The organism is Cyanobium sp. Alchichica 3B3-8F6, from assembly GCF_024346435.1.
In the GTDB taxonomy this organism is placed as follows: Bacteria; Cyanobacteriota; Cyanobacteriia; order PCC-6307; family Cyanobiaceae; genus Cyanobium_A.
Genome location: NZ_JAGQCZ010000008.1, coordinates 18037 through 34462, shown reverse-complemented (window position 1 = coordinate 34462; position 16426 = coordinate 18037). Strand labels below are relative to the sequence as shown.

The 16426-nt window shown below is 63.5% G+C and carries 23 protein-coding genes and 2 pseudogenes; 24 read left to right on the top strand and 1 reads right to left on the bottom strand.

Annotation, left to right across the window (positions count from 1 at the left end; genetic code table 11):
• Positions 1 to 8 precede the first annotated feature (8 nt).
• The 19 genes and pseudogenes from KBY65_RS14065 to KBY65_RS07990 all read left to right on the top strand — a co-directional run bounded on the left by KBY65_RS14065 (position 9) and on the right by KBY65_RS07990 (position 10882).
• Complete coding sequence (locus KBY65_RS14065; protein WP_409996638.1) at positions 9 to 455, top strand: plasmid mobilization protein; 447 nt, start codon at positions 9 to 11, stop codon at positions 453 to 455.
• Positions 456 to 482: 27 nt separating this feature from the next.
• Positions 483 to 683, top strand: a complete 201-nt coding sequence (locus KBY65_RS08075) for a hypothetical protein (RefSeq protein ID WP_255001186.1) — start codon at positions 483 to 485, stop codon at positions 681 to 683.
• Between the two features lie 240 nt (positions 684 to 923).
• Positions 924 to 2066 (top strand): GDP-mannose 4,6-dehydratase, encoded by a 1143-nt coding sequence (gmd, locus tag KBY65_RS08070; RefSeq protein WP_255001185.1) that lies wholly within the window; start codon positions 924 to 926, stop codon positions 2064 to 2066.
• On the top strand, positions 2066 to 2479 hold the full coding sequence (locus KBY65_RS08065) for a nucleotidyltransferase substrate binding protein (protein WP_255001184.1): 414 nt from the start codon (positions 2066 to 2068) through the stop codon (positions 2477 to 2479). The genes gmd (KBY65_RS08070) and KBY65_RS08065 overlap by 1 nt, the downstream gene beginning before the upstream one ends.
• The gene (locus tag KBY65_RS08060) at positions 2476 to 2772 is read left to right on the top strand and encodes a nucleotidyltransferase family protein (protein WP_255001182.1); all 297 of its coding nucleotides are present in this window, start codon (positions 2476 to 2478) and stop codon (positions 2770 to 2772) included. Before KBY65_RS08065 ends, KBY65_RS08060 begins: the two co-directional genes overlap by 4 nt.
• A 52-nt stretch (positions 2773 to 2824) precedes the next feature.
• Complete coding sequence (locus tag KBY65_RS08055; protein WP_255001303.1) at positions 2825 to 3073, top strand: type II toxin-antitoxin system Phd/YefM family antitoxin; 249 nt, start codon at positions 2825 to 2827, stop codon at positions 3071 to 3073.
• Entirely contained in the window at positions 3073 to 3447 is a 375-nt protein-coding gene (locus KBY65_RS08050; protein ID WP_094559790.1) for a type II toxin-antitoxin system VapC family toxin, read from the top strand. The genes KBY65_RS08055 and KBY65_RS08050 overlap by 1 nt, the downstream gene beginning before the upstream one ends.
• A 160-nt stretch (positions 3448 to 3607) precedes the next feature.
• Entirely contained in the window at positions 3608 to 3742 is a 135-nt protein-coding gene (locus KBY65_RS08045; RefSeq protein ID WP_143592846.1) for a type II toxin-antitoxin system VapC family toxin, read from the top strand.
• Between the two features lie 491 nt (positions 3743 to 4233).
• Complete coding sequence (locus KBY65_RS13940; protein WP_094559792.1) at positions 4234 to 5118, top strand: DUF2887 domain-containing protein; 885 nt, start codon at positions 4234 to 4236, stop codon at positions 5116 to 5118.
• A gap of 332 nt (positions 5119 to 5450) precedes the next feature.
• Complete coding sequence (locus tag KBY65_RS08035) at positions 5451 to 6422, top strand: GDP-L-fucose synthase family protein (protein WP_255001179.1); 972 nt, start codon at positions 5451 to 5453, stop codon at positions 6420 to 6422.
• An 80-nt stretch (positions 6423 to 6502) separates the two neighbouring features.
• Positions 6503 to 6706 (top strand): hypothetical protein, encoded by a 204-nt coding sequence (locus tag KBY65_RS13935; RefSeq protein WP_409996637.1) that lies wholly within the window; start codon positions 6503 to 6505, stop codon positions 6704 to 6706.
• Positions 6696 to 7136, top strand: coding sequence for a type II toxin-antitoxin system VapC family toxin (locus tag KBY65_RS08025; RefSeq protein ID WP_094559794.1), 441 nt, complete (start codon positions 6696 to 6698; stop codon positions 7134 to 7136). Before KBY65_RS13935 ends, KBY65_RS08025 begins: the two co-directional genes overlap by 11 nt.
• A gap of 58 nt (positions 7137 to 7194) precedes the next feature.
• Positions 7195 to 8076, top strand: a complete 882-nt coding sequence (locus tag KBY65_RS08020) for a DUF2887 domain-containing protein (protein ID WP_255001301.1) — start codon at positions 7195 to 7197, stop codon at positions 8074 to 8076.
• A 215-nt stretch (positions 8077 to 8291) separates the two neighbouring features.
• A complete protein-coding gene (locus KBY65_RS08015) occupies positions 8292 to 8909 on the top strand; it encodes a Uma2 family endonuclease (protein WP_094559796.1) in 618 nt (205 codons plus the stop codon).
• A 228-nt stretch (positions 8910 to 9137) separates the two neighbouring features.
• Positions 9138 to 9341 (top strand): type II toxin-antitoxin system HicB family antitoxin, encoded by a 204-nt coding sequence (locus KBY65_RS08010; protein WP_094559797.1) that lies wholly within the window; start codon positions 9138 to 9140, stop codon positions 9339 to 9341.
• 6 nt (positions 9342 to 9347) lie between these two features.
• Positions 9348 to 9611 (top strand): DUF4258 domain-containing protein, encoded by a 264-nt coding sequence (locus KBY65_RS08005; protein ID WP_094559798.1) that lies wholly within the window; start codon positions 9348 to 9350, stop codon positions 9609 to 9611.
• On the top strand, positions 9590 to 9847 hold the full coding sequence (locus KBY65_RS08000) for a hypothetical protein (RefSeq protein WP_158217033.1): 258 nt from the start codon (positions 9590 to 9592) through the stop codon (positions 9845 to 9847). Before KBY65_RS08005 ends, KBY65_RS08000 begins: the two co-directional genes overlap by 22 nt.
• A 236-nt stretch (positions 9848 to 10083) precedes the next feature.
• Positions 10084 to 10396, top strand: a pseudogene (locus tag KBY65_RS07995) (DUF2887 domain-containing protein); the annotation flags it as partial.
• A 153-nt stretch (positions 10397 to 10549) separates the two neighbouring features.
• A complete protein-coding gene (locus KBY65_RS07990; RefSeq protein ID WP_315860063.1) occupies positions 10550 to 10882 on the top strand; it encodes a DUF4351 domain-containing protein in 333 nt (110 codons plus the stop codon).
• Between the two features lie 475 nt (positions 10883 to 11357).
• Here KBY65_RS07990 and KBY65_RS07985 read toward each other — a convergent pair whose 3' ends face one another.
• On the bottom strand, positions 11358 to 11513 hold the full coding sequence (locus tag KBY65_RS07985; RefSeq protein ID WP_255001178.1) for a type II toxin-antitoxin system Phd/YefM family antitoxin: 156 nt from the start codon (positions 11511 to 11513) through the stop codon (positions 11358 to 11360).
• Between the two features lie 63 nt (positions 11514 to 11576).
• On the opposite strand from KBY65_RS07985, the pseudogene KBY65_RS07980 reads away from it, so the two are divergent.
• The 5 genes and pseudogenes from KBY65_RS07980 (at position 11577) to KBY65_RS07955 (ending at position 16320) form a co-directional block, all read left to right on the top strand.
• Positions 11577 to 12515 (top strand): annotated as a pseudogene (locus tag KBY65_RS07980) (GDP-L-fucose synthase family protein).
• 25 nt (positions 12516 to 12540) lie between these two features.
• On the top strand, positions 12541 to 12768 hold the full coding sequence (locus tag KBY65_RS07975; RefSeq protein ID WP_255001177.1) for a type II toxin-antitoxin system Phd/YefM family antitoxin: 228 nt from the start codon (positions 12541 to 12543) through the stop codon (positions 12766 to 12768).
• Positions 12758 to 13198, top strand: coding sequence for a type II toxin-antitoxin system VapC family toxin (locus tag KBY65_RS07970; RefSeq protein ID WP_255001176.1), 441 nt, complete (start codon positions 12758 to 12760; stop codon positions 13196 to 13198). Before KBY65_RS07975 ends, KBY65_RS07970 begins: the two co-directional genes overlap by 11 nt.
• Positions 13199 to 13768: 570 nt before the next feature.
• Positions 13769 to 14668, top strand: coding sequence for a GDP-mannose 4,6-dehydratase (gene gmd / locus KBY65_RS07965; protein ID WP_409996636.1), 900 nt, complete (start codon positions 13769 to 13771; stop codon positions 14666 to 14668).
• 680 nt (positions 14669 to 15348) lie between these two features.
• Positions 15349 to 16320 carry a GDP-L-fucose synthase family protein gene (locus KBY65_RS07955; protein ID WP_255001174.1) on the top strand — a complete coding sequence of 324 codons (972 nt, stop codon included), beginning with the start codon at positions 15349 to 15351 and terminating at the stop codon, positions 16318 to 16320.
• Positions 16321 to 16426: the final 106 nt, after the last annotated feature.

Below are 16426 nucleotides of genomic sequence, written 5' to 3'. Positions count from 1 at the left end.
CAGCCTCGATGAAGACCTGCGCGTGGGCGCACTCCTGCGCGGAGCGCCCGCTCCTCTGCAAGCAGTGCTCTCCCGCGAACGCCTTACCATGTGCTGATCATGCACAGGTGTTCATGGCGGCTCGAAACGATCCAGGGCTCTCTCGAGATCGAGTCACAGAGCGGGCCACAGAGCGAGTAGCCGTGTTGATGACACCCACAGAAAAAGCTGCCTACACCAATCGGGCCCATAGCCTTGGACTCTCGCTCGGCCAGTTTTTCCGTGAGGCAGGAGCGGCCTACGCCCATCGCAATGCCACCCAACGCAACGCCGAGGCCGATACCCGTGCTCTCGCTGAAGCGGAAGCACTCGAAGCTGCCCTGAATCAGCTCCAACTCAGTACGAGCCGAGCAGAACAGACCCTGGATGCGGCATTGGCCGAGGTGCGCACTGCCTTGATGAAGCCCCAGCCTTAATGAAGCCCCAGCCTTGAGCGCCCAGCCATGAGCGTCACAGATCGGATTCTCTCGGCTCTCACCACCGTGATCCGAATGAACGACAAGGTGGAAGAGATGGCAGGGCTGATGAAGGAGCAGCAACGCCGGCTCGACGACCTGAACGGCCGGGTGATCCGGCTGGAAACGGTGCTGGAGATCGCCCTGCACCGCCCAGGCGGCGGATCCCCACGCCTTAGCGGGCAGTGATGAGCCCCGCATCACGGCAGCAGCTTCCTGGTAGGGGTATGAGGTGGACCTTCTTCAGCGCCACCGCCCACAACGCCTGCGGGCATCAACGCCTGAGCAGGGGCCTGATTCCCATCGGTTGGCCCTGTTGGATTCCGTACAAGCTGTACAGAATCAAGACGAAGGTAACCGTCGTCCTTCACGTGCGCCGCTCGGTGCCGCCGCCCCTCAGCGCCGCCCTAAGCCCCTGCCCTCACCCCGATGACCTCCAGCCCCACCGCAGCCAAAACCGCCCTGATCACGGGGATCACCGGCCAAGACGGCAGCTACCTGGCCGAGCTGCTGCTGGAGAAGGGCTACGCGGTGCACGGCATCAAGCGGCGGGCCAGCAGCTTCAACACCAGCCGGATCGATCACCTGTACCAGGACCCTCACGAGAGCGACCCGCGCCTGGTGCTGCACTACGGGGATCTGACGGACAGCACCAACCTGATCCGGATCATCCAGCAGGTGCAGCCCGATGAGATCTACAACCTCGGCGCCCAGAGCCATGTGGCGGTGAGCTTCGAGGCACCGGAGTACACCGCAAATAGCGATGCCCTCGGCACCCTGCGGATCCTCGAGGCTGTGCGGATGCTGGGCCTCACGGCCAAAACCCGCATCTATCAGGCCAGCACCTCCGAGCTCTACGGCCTGGTGCAGGAGATCCCCCAGAAGGAAACCACCCCCTTCTATCCGCGCAGTCCCTACGGGGTGGCCAAGCTCTACGCCTACTGGATCACGGTGAACTACCGCGAGGCGTATGGGATGTATGCCTGCAACGGGATTCTGTTTAACCACGAATCCCCGCGGCGCGGTGAAACGTTTGTGACCCGCAAGATCACCCGCGGCCTGGCCCGCATCAATGAGGGATTGGAGGAGTGCCTGTTCATGGGCAACCTCGATTCGCTGCGCGACTGGGGCCACGCCCGCGACTATGTGGAAATGCAATGGCGGATGTTGCAGCAACCCGGCACACCGGAAGACTTCGTGATCGCCACCGGGCGGCAGGAATCGGTCCGGCGCTTCATTGAGCTGGCGGCCGGTGAGCTGGGTTGGGGAGCCATGCGCTGGGAAGGCAGCGGCGTCGCTGAAATCGGCCGCCGAGCCGACACAGGAGCAGTAGTGGTGCGCATCGACCCGCGCTACTTCCGCCCGGCCGAGGTGGAAACCCTGCTCGGTGATCCCAGCAAGGCACACGAAAAACTGGGCTGGACGCCCACCACAACGCTTGAGGAACTGGTGGCCGAGATGGTTGCCACCGATAAAGAAGAGGCTGCCAAGGAGGCCCTTTTGCGCCGCAAGGGCTTCGCGGTGGTGGGCTCCATGGAAAACCCACCCACCAACGCAGCTGGCGTGGGCTGATGGTGGATGACATCCGCTGGCAGCAGCGCTTCAGCAATTACTGCAAGGCTCTGGATCGCCTGGAGGATTTCCTGGAGCCTCCGGCGTTGAATGAACGCGAGCAGCAGGGGCTGATCAAAGCCTTTGAATACACCTACGAGCTCGCCTGGAACACCCTGCGTGATCTGCTGCGCAGCCAGGGCGATACCTCCCTGCTGGGATCGCGTGACACCCTGCGCGAAGCCTTCCGTCTGGGCCTGATCGAGCACGGCGAAGCCTGGATGCTGATGCTTCAAGACCGCAATCTCACCAGCCATACCTACAACCGCGCCACGGCGGATGCCATTGGGGCCCAGATCATCGATTGCTATTTGCCCTGTTTTCAGCAGTTGCGCAGCCGGCTGGAGCAACGTGTTCAGGAGGAAGCGCCATGAACATCCCGGCACAGGCGCAAGAGCGGCTCCTGGCCGTGCTCACAGCACAGCCGCAGGTAGAGCGCATCTGGCTGTTTGGCTCGCGGGCGATGGGGCGTGAGCAGCCAGGCTCTGATCTTGATCTCTGCCTGGAGGCCCCGCAGCTGAGCCACAGCGATCGACTGCGGCTGCTGAACGCCGTGGATGATCTGTGCCTTCCCTGGCAGGTGGATCTAGTGCTGCGCCACGAGCTGCCCGCCGATCTGGAGGCTCATGTGCAGCGGGTGGGCCGCTGTCTCTGGACCCAGCCATGACGACCGGATGCCCATTTCTGGCTAAGCTAGCTAACAAAAGAGGTTGTTGATCGTGCAGGTCAACATGCTCGATGCCAAGAGCCAGCTCTCGCGCTTGGTGAAAGCAGCCCTGGCTGGGGAGGAGGTGATTATTGCCAGCCATGGCAAGGCTCAAGTGAAGTTAGTGCCCTGCACTGTGGTTACCGGCTTGAAGCGGCCTGGAGCTCTGGCTGCTGCCTCGCCCGCTCTCGTGCCAGCCCATGTGGATGCCGGTTTCAGTGAGGCTGTGGATCAGCAGGTTGCACGGCTGTTTGGCAGCTGATGCGCCTGCTGATCGACACCCAGGTAATGCTCTGGTGGCTGCTCGACGATCCCCGGTTGAGCGCCGAAACCCGTGATCTGATGGCAGCGAGCCCTTGCGTGGTGTCCGTCGCCAGCATCTGGGAGGTGGCTATCAAGCATCGCCTGGGCAAGCTGCCTGTGGCACCCGCTGCCTTTCGTGATCAGAGCCTCGCTGCTGTTGCGTTGCTTTTGCCTGTGCTGGATGGTCATGCGATTCAAACTGCCCAGCTCCCTCTGGTGCACCACGATCCTTTCGACCGCCTGTTGATTGCCCAGGCCCAAGTGGAGGGTCTGATGGCGTTGTCATTGGACGCCCATTGGCCTGCTTACGACGTGTCGCTGCATCGCGTCTGAGGGTGTTTCCCGGCGAGCTGGCGGCCAGCTGTCAGCAGATCTTGGCCAGCCGCCCTGATCTGGACAAGTTTGTGCTGCCTATGCAGATGCAAATACTTCCCCATGCTGCTCAAACTGCTGGACGCATGAGAGTCACAGCCGATCTGCCGGATCTAAATCTGTGACTGGCACTGGCCTGCCCCTCATTCCGCACCGGGGTGGTGAGAGTGCTGGCGTGACCTTTCTGCTCGACACCAACGTGTTGTCTGAACCGATGCGGGAGCGGCCGGATGCCGTGGTGCTGGCCGAGCTGTGATTGATGAGCTGAGCTAGGGCATCCAGCGCTTGGCCAACGGCCGCAGAAAACAGCGGTTCCGCAGTTATCTGCAGAACCTGCTCTCAAGCGGCCTGCCTGTGCTGCCTTACGACAGTGCTGCGGCGCTCTGGCATGGCGAACAGCGCGCTCGCCTTGAGGCACCGGGATTGCGGCCTGGCTTTGCTGATGGACAGATCGCCGCGATTGCTGCAACCCAGGGCGCGGTCACCTTCCGCCAACTCAACCACCGCAGCGGCACCCTCACAGGCGCCCCCTCTGATTTGCAGCTGTGCTGGAGTCTGTACAGCTGTACAGATTCACAGAGGCGCCCAAATGGTGATGGCGGTTGACTCCCCCCTGAGCCGCCAGGCGTCCCAGCCCGAACAAACCACTCAGCCTCCTGCTGCCAGCAACACCCGGCGCCACCAGGTCCCGCACGGGCTGCAGCCCTAACCCGCGGCTACCTTTTCGCCAGCAAGCGCCCGCAGCCAGTGAATACCGACCGCTGGTACTACCGGGTTTTCCAGAGCGCCCCCGACCTGATCCGCGCCCTCCTGCCCGGCTCAGCCGCCGCCGACAACCCGCTGGGCCTCGACCCCGGCGCCCCCGGCGATCGGCTCTATCGCTTTGAGGCGCTCGAGATCAAAGAGCTCAGCCACCGCCTCGATGGTGTTTTGTGGCCGCGCCAAAGCACTGGCTGCGCCGAAACCGGCAGCCCCGAGTTTCCCGTGGTGCTGCTGGAGGTGCAGATGCATCCGGATCTAGGCTTCCACCACCGCCTGGCGGCGCAGACCTATCGCTTCCTGCAGCAGCAGCCCCAGGTGGAGCACTGGGCCGTGCTGGTGATCACGCCCCACAACCGCCTCAAGCTCGGCCCCACCAAGGCGCTGCAGGTGTTTTTGGAACAACAGGTGGTGTGGCTCAGCCTTGAGGAGCTGAGCCAGCAGCCCAATCTCGACCCCTTGCTCAACCTGCTCACCCTGCCGGTGCGGCCCGAGAGCGAACTGGCAGCTTGCAGTCAGCAGATCCTGGCCAGTCGCCCTGATTTAAAAACAGTTGTACTGCCTATGCTGGTACAAAGATTTCCTGAACTCACCGAGGATCAAATCATGGTGATAGCCGGCATCCCCCGAGAAGAGATCCGCCATACCAGGGCGGTACAGGATTGGCTGGCAGAAGGCCGCCAGGAAGGCGAAGCCCGCGGCGAAGCCAAGGTGACCCTCCGCCTCCTCAACCGCCGCTGCGGCCCACTTACTGGCGCCACCACCACCCAGATCCAGGCCCTACCGCTGGAGCAGCTGGAAGTCCTTGCCGATGCCCTCCTCGACTTCCAGGGCCCGGCCGACCTGGCCGCCTGGCTGGCCGCCAACGCCTGAAACGGGGTCTTGATTCGGCTGTTCGGGATTCTGTACAGCTTGTACGGAATCGTTCACGTCACTACTTCAGTGCTGCTCAAACTGCTGGACGCATGAGAGTCACAGCCGATCTGCCAGATCTAGATCTGTGACTGGCACTGGCCAGCCCCTCAATGGTGATGGCAGAACTTGAGCAGAGTGGTCACAGCCTGCAGACAGCCAGCAAGGTGATTCATGACCTGAGCTAGGGCATCCAGCGCTTGGCCAACGGCTGCAGAAAACAGCGCTTCCGTAGTTATCAGCAGAACCTGCGGCCCCAGGATCACGCTCCCACTGAAATGGTTCTTTTCGCCATGCCCTCCCTGATCACCCCTGCCGACCGCATCTTCGTGGCCGGCCACCGCGGTATGGCGGGCAGCGCTATCTGCCGGGCGCTGCAGCGGGCGGGCTTCCCCAACCTGCTCACGGCCAGCCACGCCGAGCTGGATCTGGAAGACGGCCACGCTGTGCAGCGCTGGTTTGCCGAGCACCAGCCCTCGGTGGTGGTGCTTGCGGCCGCCAAGGTGGGCGGCATCCAGGCCAACAGCAGCTTCCCGGCAGACTTTCTGCTGGAGAACCTCAAGATCCAGACCCATGTGATCGAAACGGCCTGGCGCAGCGGTGTTAGGCGGCTGCTGTTTCTGGGCAGCAGCTGCATCTACCCGAAGTTCGCCGAGCAGCCGATCCGCGAGGAGGCGCTGCTCACCGGTGCGCTGGAGCCCACGAATGAGTGGTATGCCATCGCCAAGATCACCGGCATCAAGCTGTGCGCTGCGCTGCGCTGCCAGCACGGCTTTGATGCGATCAGCCTGATGCCCACCAATCTGTACGGCCCTGGCGACAATTACCACCCCACCAACAGCCACGTGCTGCCGGTCTTGATCCGCCGCTTCCATGAGGCCGCGGAGACCAACGCCCCGAGCGTGACCTGCTGGGGCACTGGCACACCGCTGCGGGAGTTCCTGCATGTGGATGACCTCGGCGAGGCCTGCGTGTTTGCTCTGGAGCAGTGGCAGCCGGGGCCTGAGGACCAGCAGTTCCTGAACGTGGGCACCGGCGTGGACCTGAGCATCCGCGAGCTGGCGGAGACGGTGGCCACCGCCACGGGCTACCAAGGCGCAATCGAATGGAACAGCAGCAAGCCCGATGGCACCCCGAAGAAGCAGCTGGATGTGAGCCGGCTGGCGGCATTGGGCTGGCGGGCCCGGATCCCACTGGCGGAAGGCCTGGCGAGCACGGTGGCGCTGTTTCGCGAGGAGCTGGCGCAGCAGCTGGTGCGGCTCTGACAACAGGCGATGCATGTGCTGCAGTCGCTAAAGTTGCAGCACATGGAGTCCCAGTCGTGAAGGAGCTCAACATCCGAGAGATGCGAGCCAGCCTCGGTCAGCTGGCTGAGCTGGTTGCTGCAGAGGGTGAGTTGCTGATCAGCCGGCGAGGAGAGCCAATCGCACGGGTGCTGCCGATGGTTCCGCAACGCCGGCGTCCCGACCATGCCGAGCTGCGCGAGCGGATGCCGCTGCTTCGATCCAGCGCCGCTGATCTGATCCGCGCTGAGCGCGATGAGCGTTGAGCAACGCGCCTATCTCGACACCAGCGCGCTGGCGAAGTGGTACCTCAACGAAGTTGGGTCTGAGTCGTTTGTTGAGTTTCTGCAGGGACTCGGGTCGGCCGTGATCAGCACCCTCACGGTGACGGAGATGCGCTCGTTGCTGAGCCGCCGGCGCCGCATGGGCGATCTTTCGGTTGAGCTGGAGTCGTTGCTGTTTGCAGCACTCCTCAGCGACATCGATCGTGGCTGGCTGCTGCAGGCCTCGGTGAGTGATGCGCGTTTTGCCGAAGCAACGAACTTGATCGCGCGTTATCCAGATCATCCGCTGCGCACTCTTGATGCGCTTCATCTCACAGTGGCTGCCGATCAGGGTGTGTCTGTTCTGGCCACGGCCGATAAGGTGATGGCTGACGCTGCCGCGAGCATGGGCTTTCAAGTGGCGCGCTTTTAATCCCCCATAAACGAACCCCGAAGAAACTCACCTTGCCGCCAGCCAGCGCTCGCATCCTCTGAACACTGATCGCTGGTACTACCGCGTCTTTCAGAGCGCCCCGGACCTGATCCGTGCACTCCTGCCCGGTGCGGAGCCCACCTCAGAAGCTCTGAGCCTCGACCCATCAGCACCCGGTGACCGCCTTTATCGCTATGAAGCCCCTGAAATCAAAGAGCTGAGCCATCGCCTCGATGGCGTGCTTTGGCCCAGGGAGAGCACCGGCTGCGGGGAAACCGGCAGCCCCGCGTTTCCGGTGGTGCTCCTGGAGGTGCAGATGCACCCAGATCCTGGCTTCCACCACCGCCTGGCGGCACAGACCTACCGCTTTCTGCAGCAACACCCCCAGGTGGAGCACTGGGCGGTGGTGGTGATCACGCCCCACAGCCGGCTCAGCCTGGGCCCCACCCAGGCGCTGCAGCTGTTCCTGCGCCAGGTGGCGTGGATCAACCTCGAAGAGCTGAGCCGCAGGATTCCGCTGGATCCCCTGCTCAACTTGCTCACCCTGCCGATCCGGCCCGAAAGTGAACTGGCGGCCAGCAGTCAGCAGATTCTGGCCAGCCGCCCTGATCTCGAGCAGGTCGTGCTGCCTATGCTGATGCAGCGGTATCCAGAGCTCAGCAGGGAGGAAATCATGGTGATTGCTGGTATCCCCCACGAAGAATTGCGCCACACCCGCGCTGCTCAGGAGTGGCTGGCAGAGGGCCGCCAGGAGGGCCGCCAAGATGAGGCCGCAGCGATGACCCTCCGCCTCCTCAACCGCCGCTGCGGCCCCCTCTCAGAAGCCACCACCGCCCAGATCCAGGCCCTGCCGCTGGAGCAGCTGGAAGCCCTGGCCGATGCCCTGCTCGATTTCCAGGGCCCGGCAAACCTGGCCACCTGGCTGACCGCCAACAGCTGAATCGGCCGATCGCGGGGCCTGACGCTGATCGCAAGGGCCCGAAGCTTCAGCTCCAATCTGCAGCCCCAATCGCCGATCACCACCCTCCAGGATTCCGTACAGCCTGTACAGAACCCGCAACCCTGTTCAGAACCCGCGACAGCGCTGGTTGCACCGCTGCCGACGTTGCGCGTCGCGCTTTCCAGCTAGCGTAGGGGAGGTGTAGGCCATCAACGATGACGCTCACCCCCAGCGCGACTCCGGATGTGCTGCCGCTGAAGTTTCCTTCAGGGCTGCGTCTCACGCCTGAGCAATTCGAGCTTGTCTGCGCTGAGAACCGTGAGGCGGTGCTTGAGTTGGCCGCGGATGGTCGTGTCATCGCGATGACGCCCACGGGCAGTGAAACCAGCGGACGCAACAGTGAGTTGCTGTTTCAGCTCCAGCAGTACGCCAAAGCAAGCGGCGACTGGAAAGTGTTTGAGAGCTCAGGCGGATTTCGGCTGCCCGACGGTTCGGTGGTGAGCCCCGATGCCTCGTTGGTTCGCCTGGATCGCTGGCGGGCCCTCAGCGCCGATGAGCGTCGACGCTTCGCCCCCCTCTGCCCAGACCTGGTGGTGGAACTGGCCAGCCCCAGCGATCAGGGGCCACGAGGTGTGCACGCGTTGCGCCAGAAGATGGCGGCCTATCAGCGCAACGGTGCCCGCCTCGGCTGGCTGTTTCTGCCTGAGGAGCGCTCGGTTGAGGTGTGGCATCCGGCTCGTGATCCGCAGCGCCTTGAACATCCAGCGGTTCTCACCGCTTCCCCCGAATTCCCCGGCTTGACGCTGCAACTGGCTGAGATCTGGGCGGCCTGAAGGGATCGATCAGATCTGATAGACGATTATCGGCTGATCCGCGACATCCAGGATGCTGAACTCGTTGCTCTGATGCCGTCATAGGGCTTCTTGGAGGTGCTTCCCCCCGAGCCGCCAGGAGCCCCAGCCCGAACGAAACGCTCGGCCTGCTGCCGCCAACGAGGCTCCACCCGCGCCAGCCCCTGCACGGCCTGCAGCCCTAACCTGAAACCATCGCCAGCACGGGTCATGACGCGTCAATTCAATGTGGTGGTGGAGCGCGACGCCGAAGGTTTTTTCGTGGCCACGCTGCCGAGCCTGCCGGGCTGCCACACCCAGGCACGATCCCTCGACGAGCTGATGGAGCGTGTGCGTGAGGTGATCGAGTTAACCCTGGAGGCAACAGGGAAGACAGCCTGCAACCAAATTCTTGGAAGGATGCCGACTGGCTGATCTCCCATGCAGTTCAGCCAACACGCCCTCGATAAATGCGCGCTCTATGGCGTCAACCCCGAGCTTGTGCAAGACGCCCTTGCAAGCGGTGAGACCTTTCTCGATCTCAACCGGGGCGGCAGCCGGGCACGGGTGTTCGAATTTCTGGATCGTCCCTGGGTGGCCGTGCTCACTCCGGATGACGCCAGGGTGATTACGGTGTATCCAACCGATCAACGCACCGTGGAGGCCCGCCGGGCCGGAGGCCGATGGCTGTTTCTGAACCGTTGACCCTGCCGGATCAGCTGCGGAGCATGCGCCAGTCGGTGGATGCAGACACCGGCGCGATCCTGTTTCGCCATCCAACCCTCCAGGGCATCCCCGATCTGGTGGTGGAGGGAGACGGTTACACCATGGAATTCATCGGTCCTACCTTGCTCTGCCTCGACATCATCGATCCAGGAGCCCTGGGCCGCCTGCTGGCAGAACCGATCAAGCAGCAACTTCCTGTGGGCCTTGGCCACTGACCATCCCGGGCCCAGCCGACCTGGCCACCTGGCTAGCCGCCAACGCCTGAGGCCCCAGCTCCTCAATCCGTAAGCCTCTTGGAGGGGCTTCCCCTTGAGCCGCCAGGATCCCTCGCCCGAACGAACTGCTCAGCCGCCACCCGCCAACGAGGCTCCACACGCAACAAGCCCCCTCACGGGCTGCAGCCCCACCCCCCAAGCCGCGGCTAACTTTTCGCCAGCCAGCGCTCGCAACCTTGAATACCGACCGCTGGTATTACCGCGTCTTCCAGAGCGCCCCCGACCTGATCCGCGCGCTGCTGCCGGGCTCGGCCGGCGCCGCCAACACGCTGAGCCTCGATCCCTCAGCTCCCGGCGACAGCCTCTACCGATTTAAGGCCCTTGAGCTCAAGGAGCTGAGCCACCGCCTCGACGGCGTGCTTTGGCCCAGTAGTGCTGCTGGAGGTGCAAATGCACCCCGATCCAGGCTTTAACCACCGCCTGGCGGCGCAGACCTACCGCTTTCTGCAGCAGCACCCCCGGGTGGAGCACTGGGCCGTGCTGGTGATCACGCCGCACAACCGTCTCAAGCTCGGCCCCACCCAGGCCCTTCAGGTTTTCCTGAACCAGCTCACGCTGCCAATCCGCCCAGAAAGCGAGCTGCCGAACAGCAGCAGGGAGATCCTTGCCAGCCGGCCTGATCTTGACAAGGTTGTGCTGGCTATGCTGATGCAACGGCTTCCCCAACTCAGTAACGAGGAGATCATGGTGATCGCGGGCATTCCCATGGAAGAGCTGCGCCACACCAGGGCGGCGCAGGACTGGCTGGCCGAGGGCCGCCAGGAGGGCCTGCAGGAGGGCCTGCAGGAGGGAAAGGCCAGTGAAGCCGCCAAAATGACCCTCCGCCTCCTCAAGCGCCGCTGCGGCCCCCTCTCAGAAGCCACCACCGCCCAGATCCAGGCGCTGCCGCTGGAGCAGCTGGAATCATTGGCCGACGCCCTTCTCGATTTCCAGGGCCCGACCGACCTATCCGCCTGGCTGGCCGCCAACGGCTGAAGCAGAACCTCTAAGGCTGTTTTTGAGCGCTCTAGCGACGCCAATGCCACCACCAATCCATCGGCCGTGGCCGCCGCTGGAGACAAGGGCTGATGCCGCTACCAGAGAAGCCTGCAGGGGAACGCCTGAAGCGCTGGGCGGCCAGCAAACGATCAAAGGGTGCACGTGAAGGGCAACAGCTGAAACCCTTGGGCTGCAAGCAACCCGGGCAGATCATCGAGCAATTCTCTGGCCGCTGGCAGCTTGGCCAGGCGCACCTTGGTGGCGATCTCCCAACCGGAGGCGGCGCTCACACATACCGAATTGGCGGGATCGCTGATGGCGGCGTGGGCGGCAGGCGAGAGACGATCCGGCTCAGCCAGCTACCACAGGAGAGCATGGGTGTCGAGCAACAGCGGCGTCATCACGGGCAAGGTCAGAGGAGAGGCTGCTCCAAGGCAGCAAGCTCCTCCTCCGGGAGAGGTGCCAGCAGCAGCTACTGGCGGCGCGGGGGAGGCTGCTCGAGAGGCACCAAGCGCGCCCAGGGCTTGCCTCCTTTGGCCACAAGGATCGTTTCGCCGGCGTGGGCGGCATCGATTAGGCGGGAAAAGTGGGTTTTGGCCTCATGCACATTCACAACACGTTTGGCCATGGGGCGCGGATCCATCGGAAACCAACTTAGTCCACTTGTGGACCAAGCGGGAGGCATCAGCTGATGGATTGCCTAATCACCCCCGCCGACCGCATCTTCGTGGCAGGCCACCGCGGCATGGCCGGCAGCGCCATCTGCCGCGCCCTCGAGCGCGCCGGCTATCACCAACTCCTCACCGCCAGCCGCTCTGAGCTCGATCTGCTTGATGGCCCCGCGGTGGAAGCCTGGTTTGCCAAATACCAACCCACGGTGGTGGTGCTCGCCGCCGCCAAGGTGGGCGGTATCCAGGCCAACAGCAGCTACCCGGCAGACTTTCTGCTGGAGAACCTCAAGATCCAGGCCCATGTAATCGAAACGGCCTGGCGCTCGGGGGTGCGGCGGCTGTTGTTTCTGGGCAGCAGCTGCATCTATCCGAAATTCGCCGAGCAGCCGATCCGGGAGGAGGCGCTGCTCACGGGAGCGCTGGAGCCCACGAATGAGTGGTATGCGATCGCCAAGATCGCCGGGATCAAGCTCTGCGAAGCGCTGCGCATCCAGCACGGCTTTGATGCAATCAGCCTGATGCCAACCAATCTCTATGGGCCGGGCGATAACTACCACCCCACCAACAGCCACGTGCTGCCGGCGCTGATCCGCCGCTTCCATGAGGCAGCTGCAGCGAAGGCCCCGAGCGTGACCTGCTGGGGCACGGGCACGCCGCTGCGGGAATTCCTGCATGTGGACGATCTGGGGGAAGCCTGCGTGTTCGCTCTGGAGCAGTGGCAGCCGGCGCCGCAGGACCTCCAGTTCCTCAACGTGGGAACCGGAGTGGACCTCACGATCCGCGAGCTGGCGGAAGCGGTGGCCACCGCCACGGGCTACCAAGGCGCAATCGAATGAGATAGCAGCAAACCCGATGGCACCCCGAAGAAACAACTGGACGTGAGCCGCCTGGCCACCCTGGGCTTGCGCAGCAGCTGGTGCGGCTTTAACGACAGGCGATGCATGTGCTGCAGTCGCTAAAGTTGCAGCACATGGAGGTGCAGGCGTGAAGGAGCTCAACATCCGAGAGATGCGAGCCAGCCTCGGACAGTTAGCGGAGCTGGTTGCTGCGGAGGGTGAATTGCTGATCAGCCGGCGAGGCGAGCCGATCGCGCGGGTGTTGCCGATGGTCCCGCAACGCCGGCGTCCCGACCATACCGAGCTGCGCGAGCGGATGCCGTTGCTTGGATGCAGCTCAGCTGATCTGATCCGCGCTGAGCGCGATGAGCGTTGAGCAACGCGCCTATCTCGACACCAGCGCGCTGGCGAAGTGGTACCTCAACGAAGTTGGATCTGAGGCGTTTGTCGATTTTCTGCAGGGGCTCGGATCGGCTGTCATCAGCAGCCTTACGGTCACAGAGATGCGCTCCTTGCTGAGCCGCCGTCGCCGCATGGGCGATCTTTCGGCTGAGCTTGAGTCGTTGCTGTTTGCAGCCCTCCTCGGCGACATCGATCGTGGCTGGCTGCTGCGGACTGCGGTGGGTGATGCGCGTTTTGCCGAAGCAACGAACCTGATCGCGCGTTATCCGGAACATCCGCTGCGCACCCTGGATGCACTGCATCTCACGGTGGCTGCGGATCTGGGTGTGTCGGTTCTCGCCACTGCCGATGGGGTGATGGCTGATGCCGCCGCCAGCATGGGCTTTCAGGTGGCGCGGTTTTGATGGATCTCTCCAAGAACCGCATGGCAGGCTGAGCTCGGATGAGCATTGGGATGGGCGCTGGGCAGTGCTGGTGATTACCCCGTACTTCCGCTTCCAGAGCCCGGCCGACCTGGCTGCCTGGCTGGCCACCAACGCCTGAGCTGGGGCCCGATTCCCATCGGCTGGCCCTCTTTGATTTCGTACAGGCTGTAGAACCAAGATGGGGTTGCAGATCGATGACACCCTCTGGGTCGCCCTGCAGGGTGTTGGGGATCGAGCTGGAATTCGACGGTTCCACTAAAGGCTGCTTTCAACCAGGAGAGCCGCTGGCGCCACGCCGGGATGGGGAAGGAGCCCAAGCATGGCCGATCTGGGCAAAGGGTGACCTCTTCAACAGTTCCCCCTCCCTGAGCCATCAGCTGCAGGGGCCACCGAGTCTGTGGCGCTTGCGGCTGATGGGGGAACAGGATCATCAGCCTGCCCCACCCGTTCCCCCCGCCGGAACAGCTCCCGGTGCCGCCGCTCCTCAGCGCCGCCCTGAGCCGCTGAACTCCGCACGATCTGCAGCCCAGAAGACCTTTCCCTCACCCCATGCCCCCCACCCCCTCCAAAACCGCCCTGATCACCGGCATCACCGGGCAAGACGGCAGCTACCTGGCGGAGCTCCTCCTGGAGAAGGGCTACGCGGTGCACGGCATCAAACGGCGCTCGAGCAGCTTCAACACCACCCGGATCGATCACCTCTATCAAGACCCGCACGAGAGCGACCCGCGCCTGGTGCTGCACTACGGCGACCTCACCGACAGCACCAACCTGATCCGGATCATCCAGCAGGTGCAGCCCGATGAGATCTACAACCTCGGCGCCCAGAGCCATGTGGCCGTGAGCTTCGAGGCGCCGGAATACACCGCCAATTCCGACGCGCTCGGCACCCTGCGCATCCTGGAGGCGGTGCGGATGCTTGGGCTCACCCAGAAAACCAGCATCTACCAGGCCAGCACCAGCGAGCTCTACGGCCTGGTGCAGGAGGTGCCGCAGAAGGAGTCCACCCCCTTCTATCCGCGTAGCCCCTACGGCGTGGCCAAGCTCTACGCCTACTGGATCACGGTGAACTACCGCGAGGCCTACGGGATGTATGCCTGCAACGGCATCCTGTTCAACCATGAGAGCCCGCGCCGCGGCGAAACGTCTGTGACCCGCAAGATCACCCGCGGCCTGGCGCGCACCCATGAGGGCCTCGATGCCTGCCTCTACATGGGCAACCTTGATTCTCTGCGCGAATGGGGTCACGCCCGCGACTACGTGGAGATGCAGTGGCGCATGCTCCAGCTGGAGCAGCCGGAAGACACCGACGCTGCGGCCCCCCTGAGCGAAGCCACCACCACCCAAATCCAGTCGCTGCCGCTGGAGCAACTGGAAGCCCTCTCCGACGCCTTGCTCGACTTTCGGGCCCAGGCCGACCTGACCACCTGGCTGGCCGCCAACACCTGACGCTCCACGCAAAGCGGACCGACTGCCACTGGCTCGCCGCCATAGCCAAGTTTCAGAACCGCGCCGGAACCAGAGGATGACGGGCTTGGCCTCCTGCTGAGCCCAAGTGATCCAGCCGGAACGCTGCCTTGAGCCACTGATGGCCGATAGCGGTTCTGCTCCGACAGCGACCGCAAGGGTTTCAGCCCAGATCAGTGCCCCTCTGGTCCAACACCCCATGTTCGGCACCGCTGAGCTGCCTGCGGGTGGAAGGGAAGCTGGTGAACCTCACCCAACCTCTGGGTCAGGCGGGATTCACTCGCACGATTTTGCCCCTGGAAGACGGTTAAGTGGCGCTCTCACCCCGAGCCGGCTGATCGAGCACAAGGCCGAATCGCAAGTGATGGTGGGACGTCACAGGCGGCTGCGACTTCACGACGTGCGGCAACTGAGTGAGTAGCGCCGATCAGTTCCTCTGCAATCTGCTGGACCTCGCCCCCGGTGCGATTCACTTTTGTCTGGAGGCCATCGCTGCGCGGCAGGGTAAGCCGGCCCTACAGCGCAGGCACTGCTGCAGATCCGCTTGAACTCAATGGACGTGCCTCAGACCCGTAACCTCTTGCTTCTTTGTTGGTCGGTTGCTTGTGCGACGTGTCGCTGCACAGCGCTTGATCGGTTTTTCGATGGATGAGACCTGTGCAATGCCCCCGCTGCTTACCCCCGCCGACCGCATCTTTGTGGCCGGCCACCGCGGCATGGCTGGCAGCGCCATCTGCCGCGCCCTCGAGCGCGCCGGCTACTACCAGCTGCTCACCGCCAGCCGCTCTGAGCTCAACCTGCTCGAAGGCCCCGCCGTGGATGCCTGGTTTACCAAGCACCAACCAACAGTTGTAGTGCTTGCGGCTGCGAAAGTCGGGGGGATTCAGGCTAACAGCAGCTACCCGGCAGACTTTCTGCTCGAGAACCTCAAGATCCAGACCCATGTGATCGAAACAGCCTGGCGCTCTGGGGTGCGGCGTCTGGTGTTTCTGGGCAGCAGCTGCATGTACCCGAAGTTCGCCGAGCAGCCGATCCGGGAAGAGGCGCTGCTTACTGGAGCACTGGAGCCCACGAACGAGTGGTACGGGATTGCCAAGATCGCCGGCATCAAGCTTTGCGAGGCACTGCGCATCCAGCACGGCTTTGATGCAATTAGCTTGATGCCCACCAATCTCTATGGGCCGGGCGATAACTATCACTCCACCAACAGCCATGTGCTGCCGGCACTGATCCGCCGCTTCCACGCGGCTACCGAGGCCAACGCCCCGAGCGTGACCTGCTGGGGTACGGGCTCACCCCTGCGCGAGTTTCTGCATGTGGACGACCTCGGAGAGGCCTGCTTGTTTGCTCTGGAACACTGGAGCCCGGACCCGGGTGGGCTCACTTACCTGAATGTGGGTACGGGCGTGGACATCAGCATCCGCGATCTGGCGGAGGCGGTGGTCACTGCTACGGGCTACCAAGGTGCGATCGAATGGGATAGCAGCAAGCCTGATGGCACCCCGAAAAAGCAACTGGATGTCAGCCGCCTGGCGGCGTTGGGTTGGCGGGCCCGCATCCCGCTGGCGGATGGTTTGGCGAGCACCGTGGCGTTTTATCGCCAGGCCCTTACCGATCATTTCGTTCGCCTCTGATGGTTGCTGATCCACCACCCTCCACCCTTAGTCTGCTGCACAGGATTTGGAGCTACCTCAGCCGCCGCCGCCGCCTTCAACTGGCTGGGTTACTTCTGGTGATGTT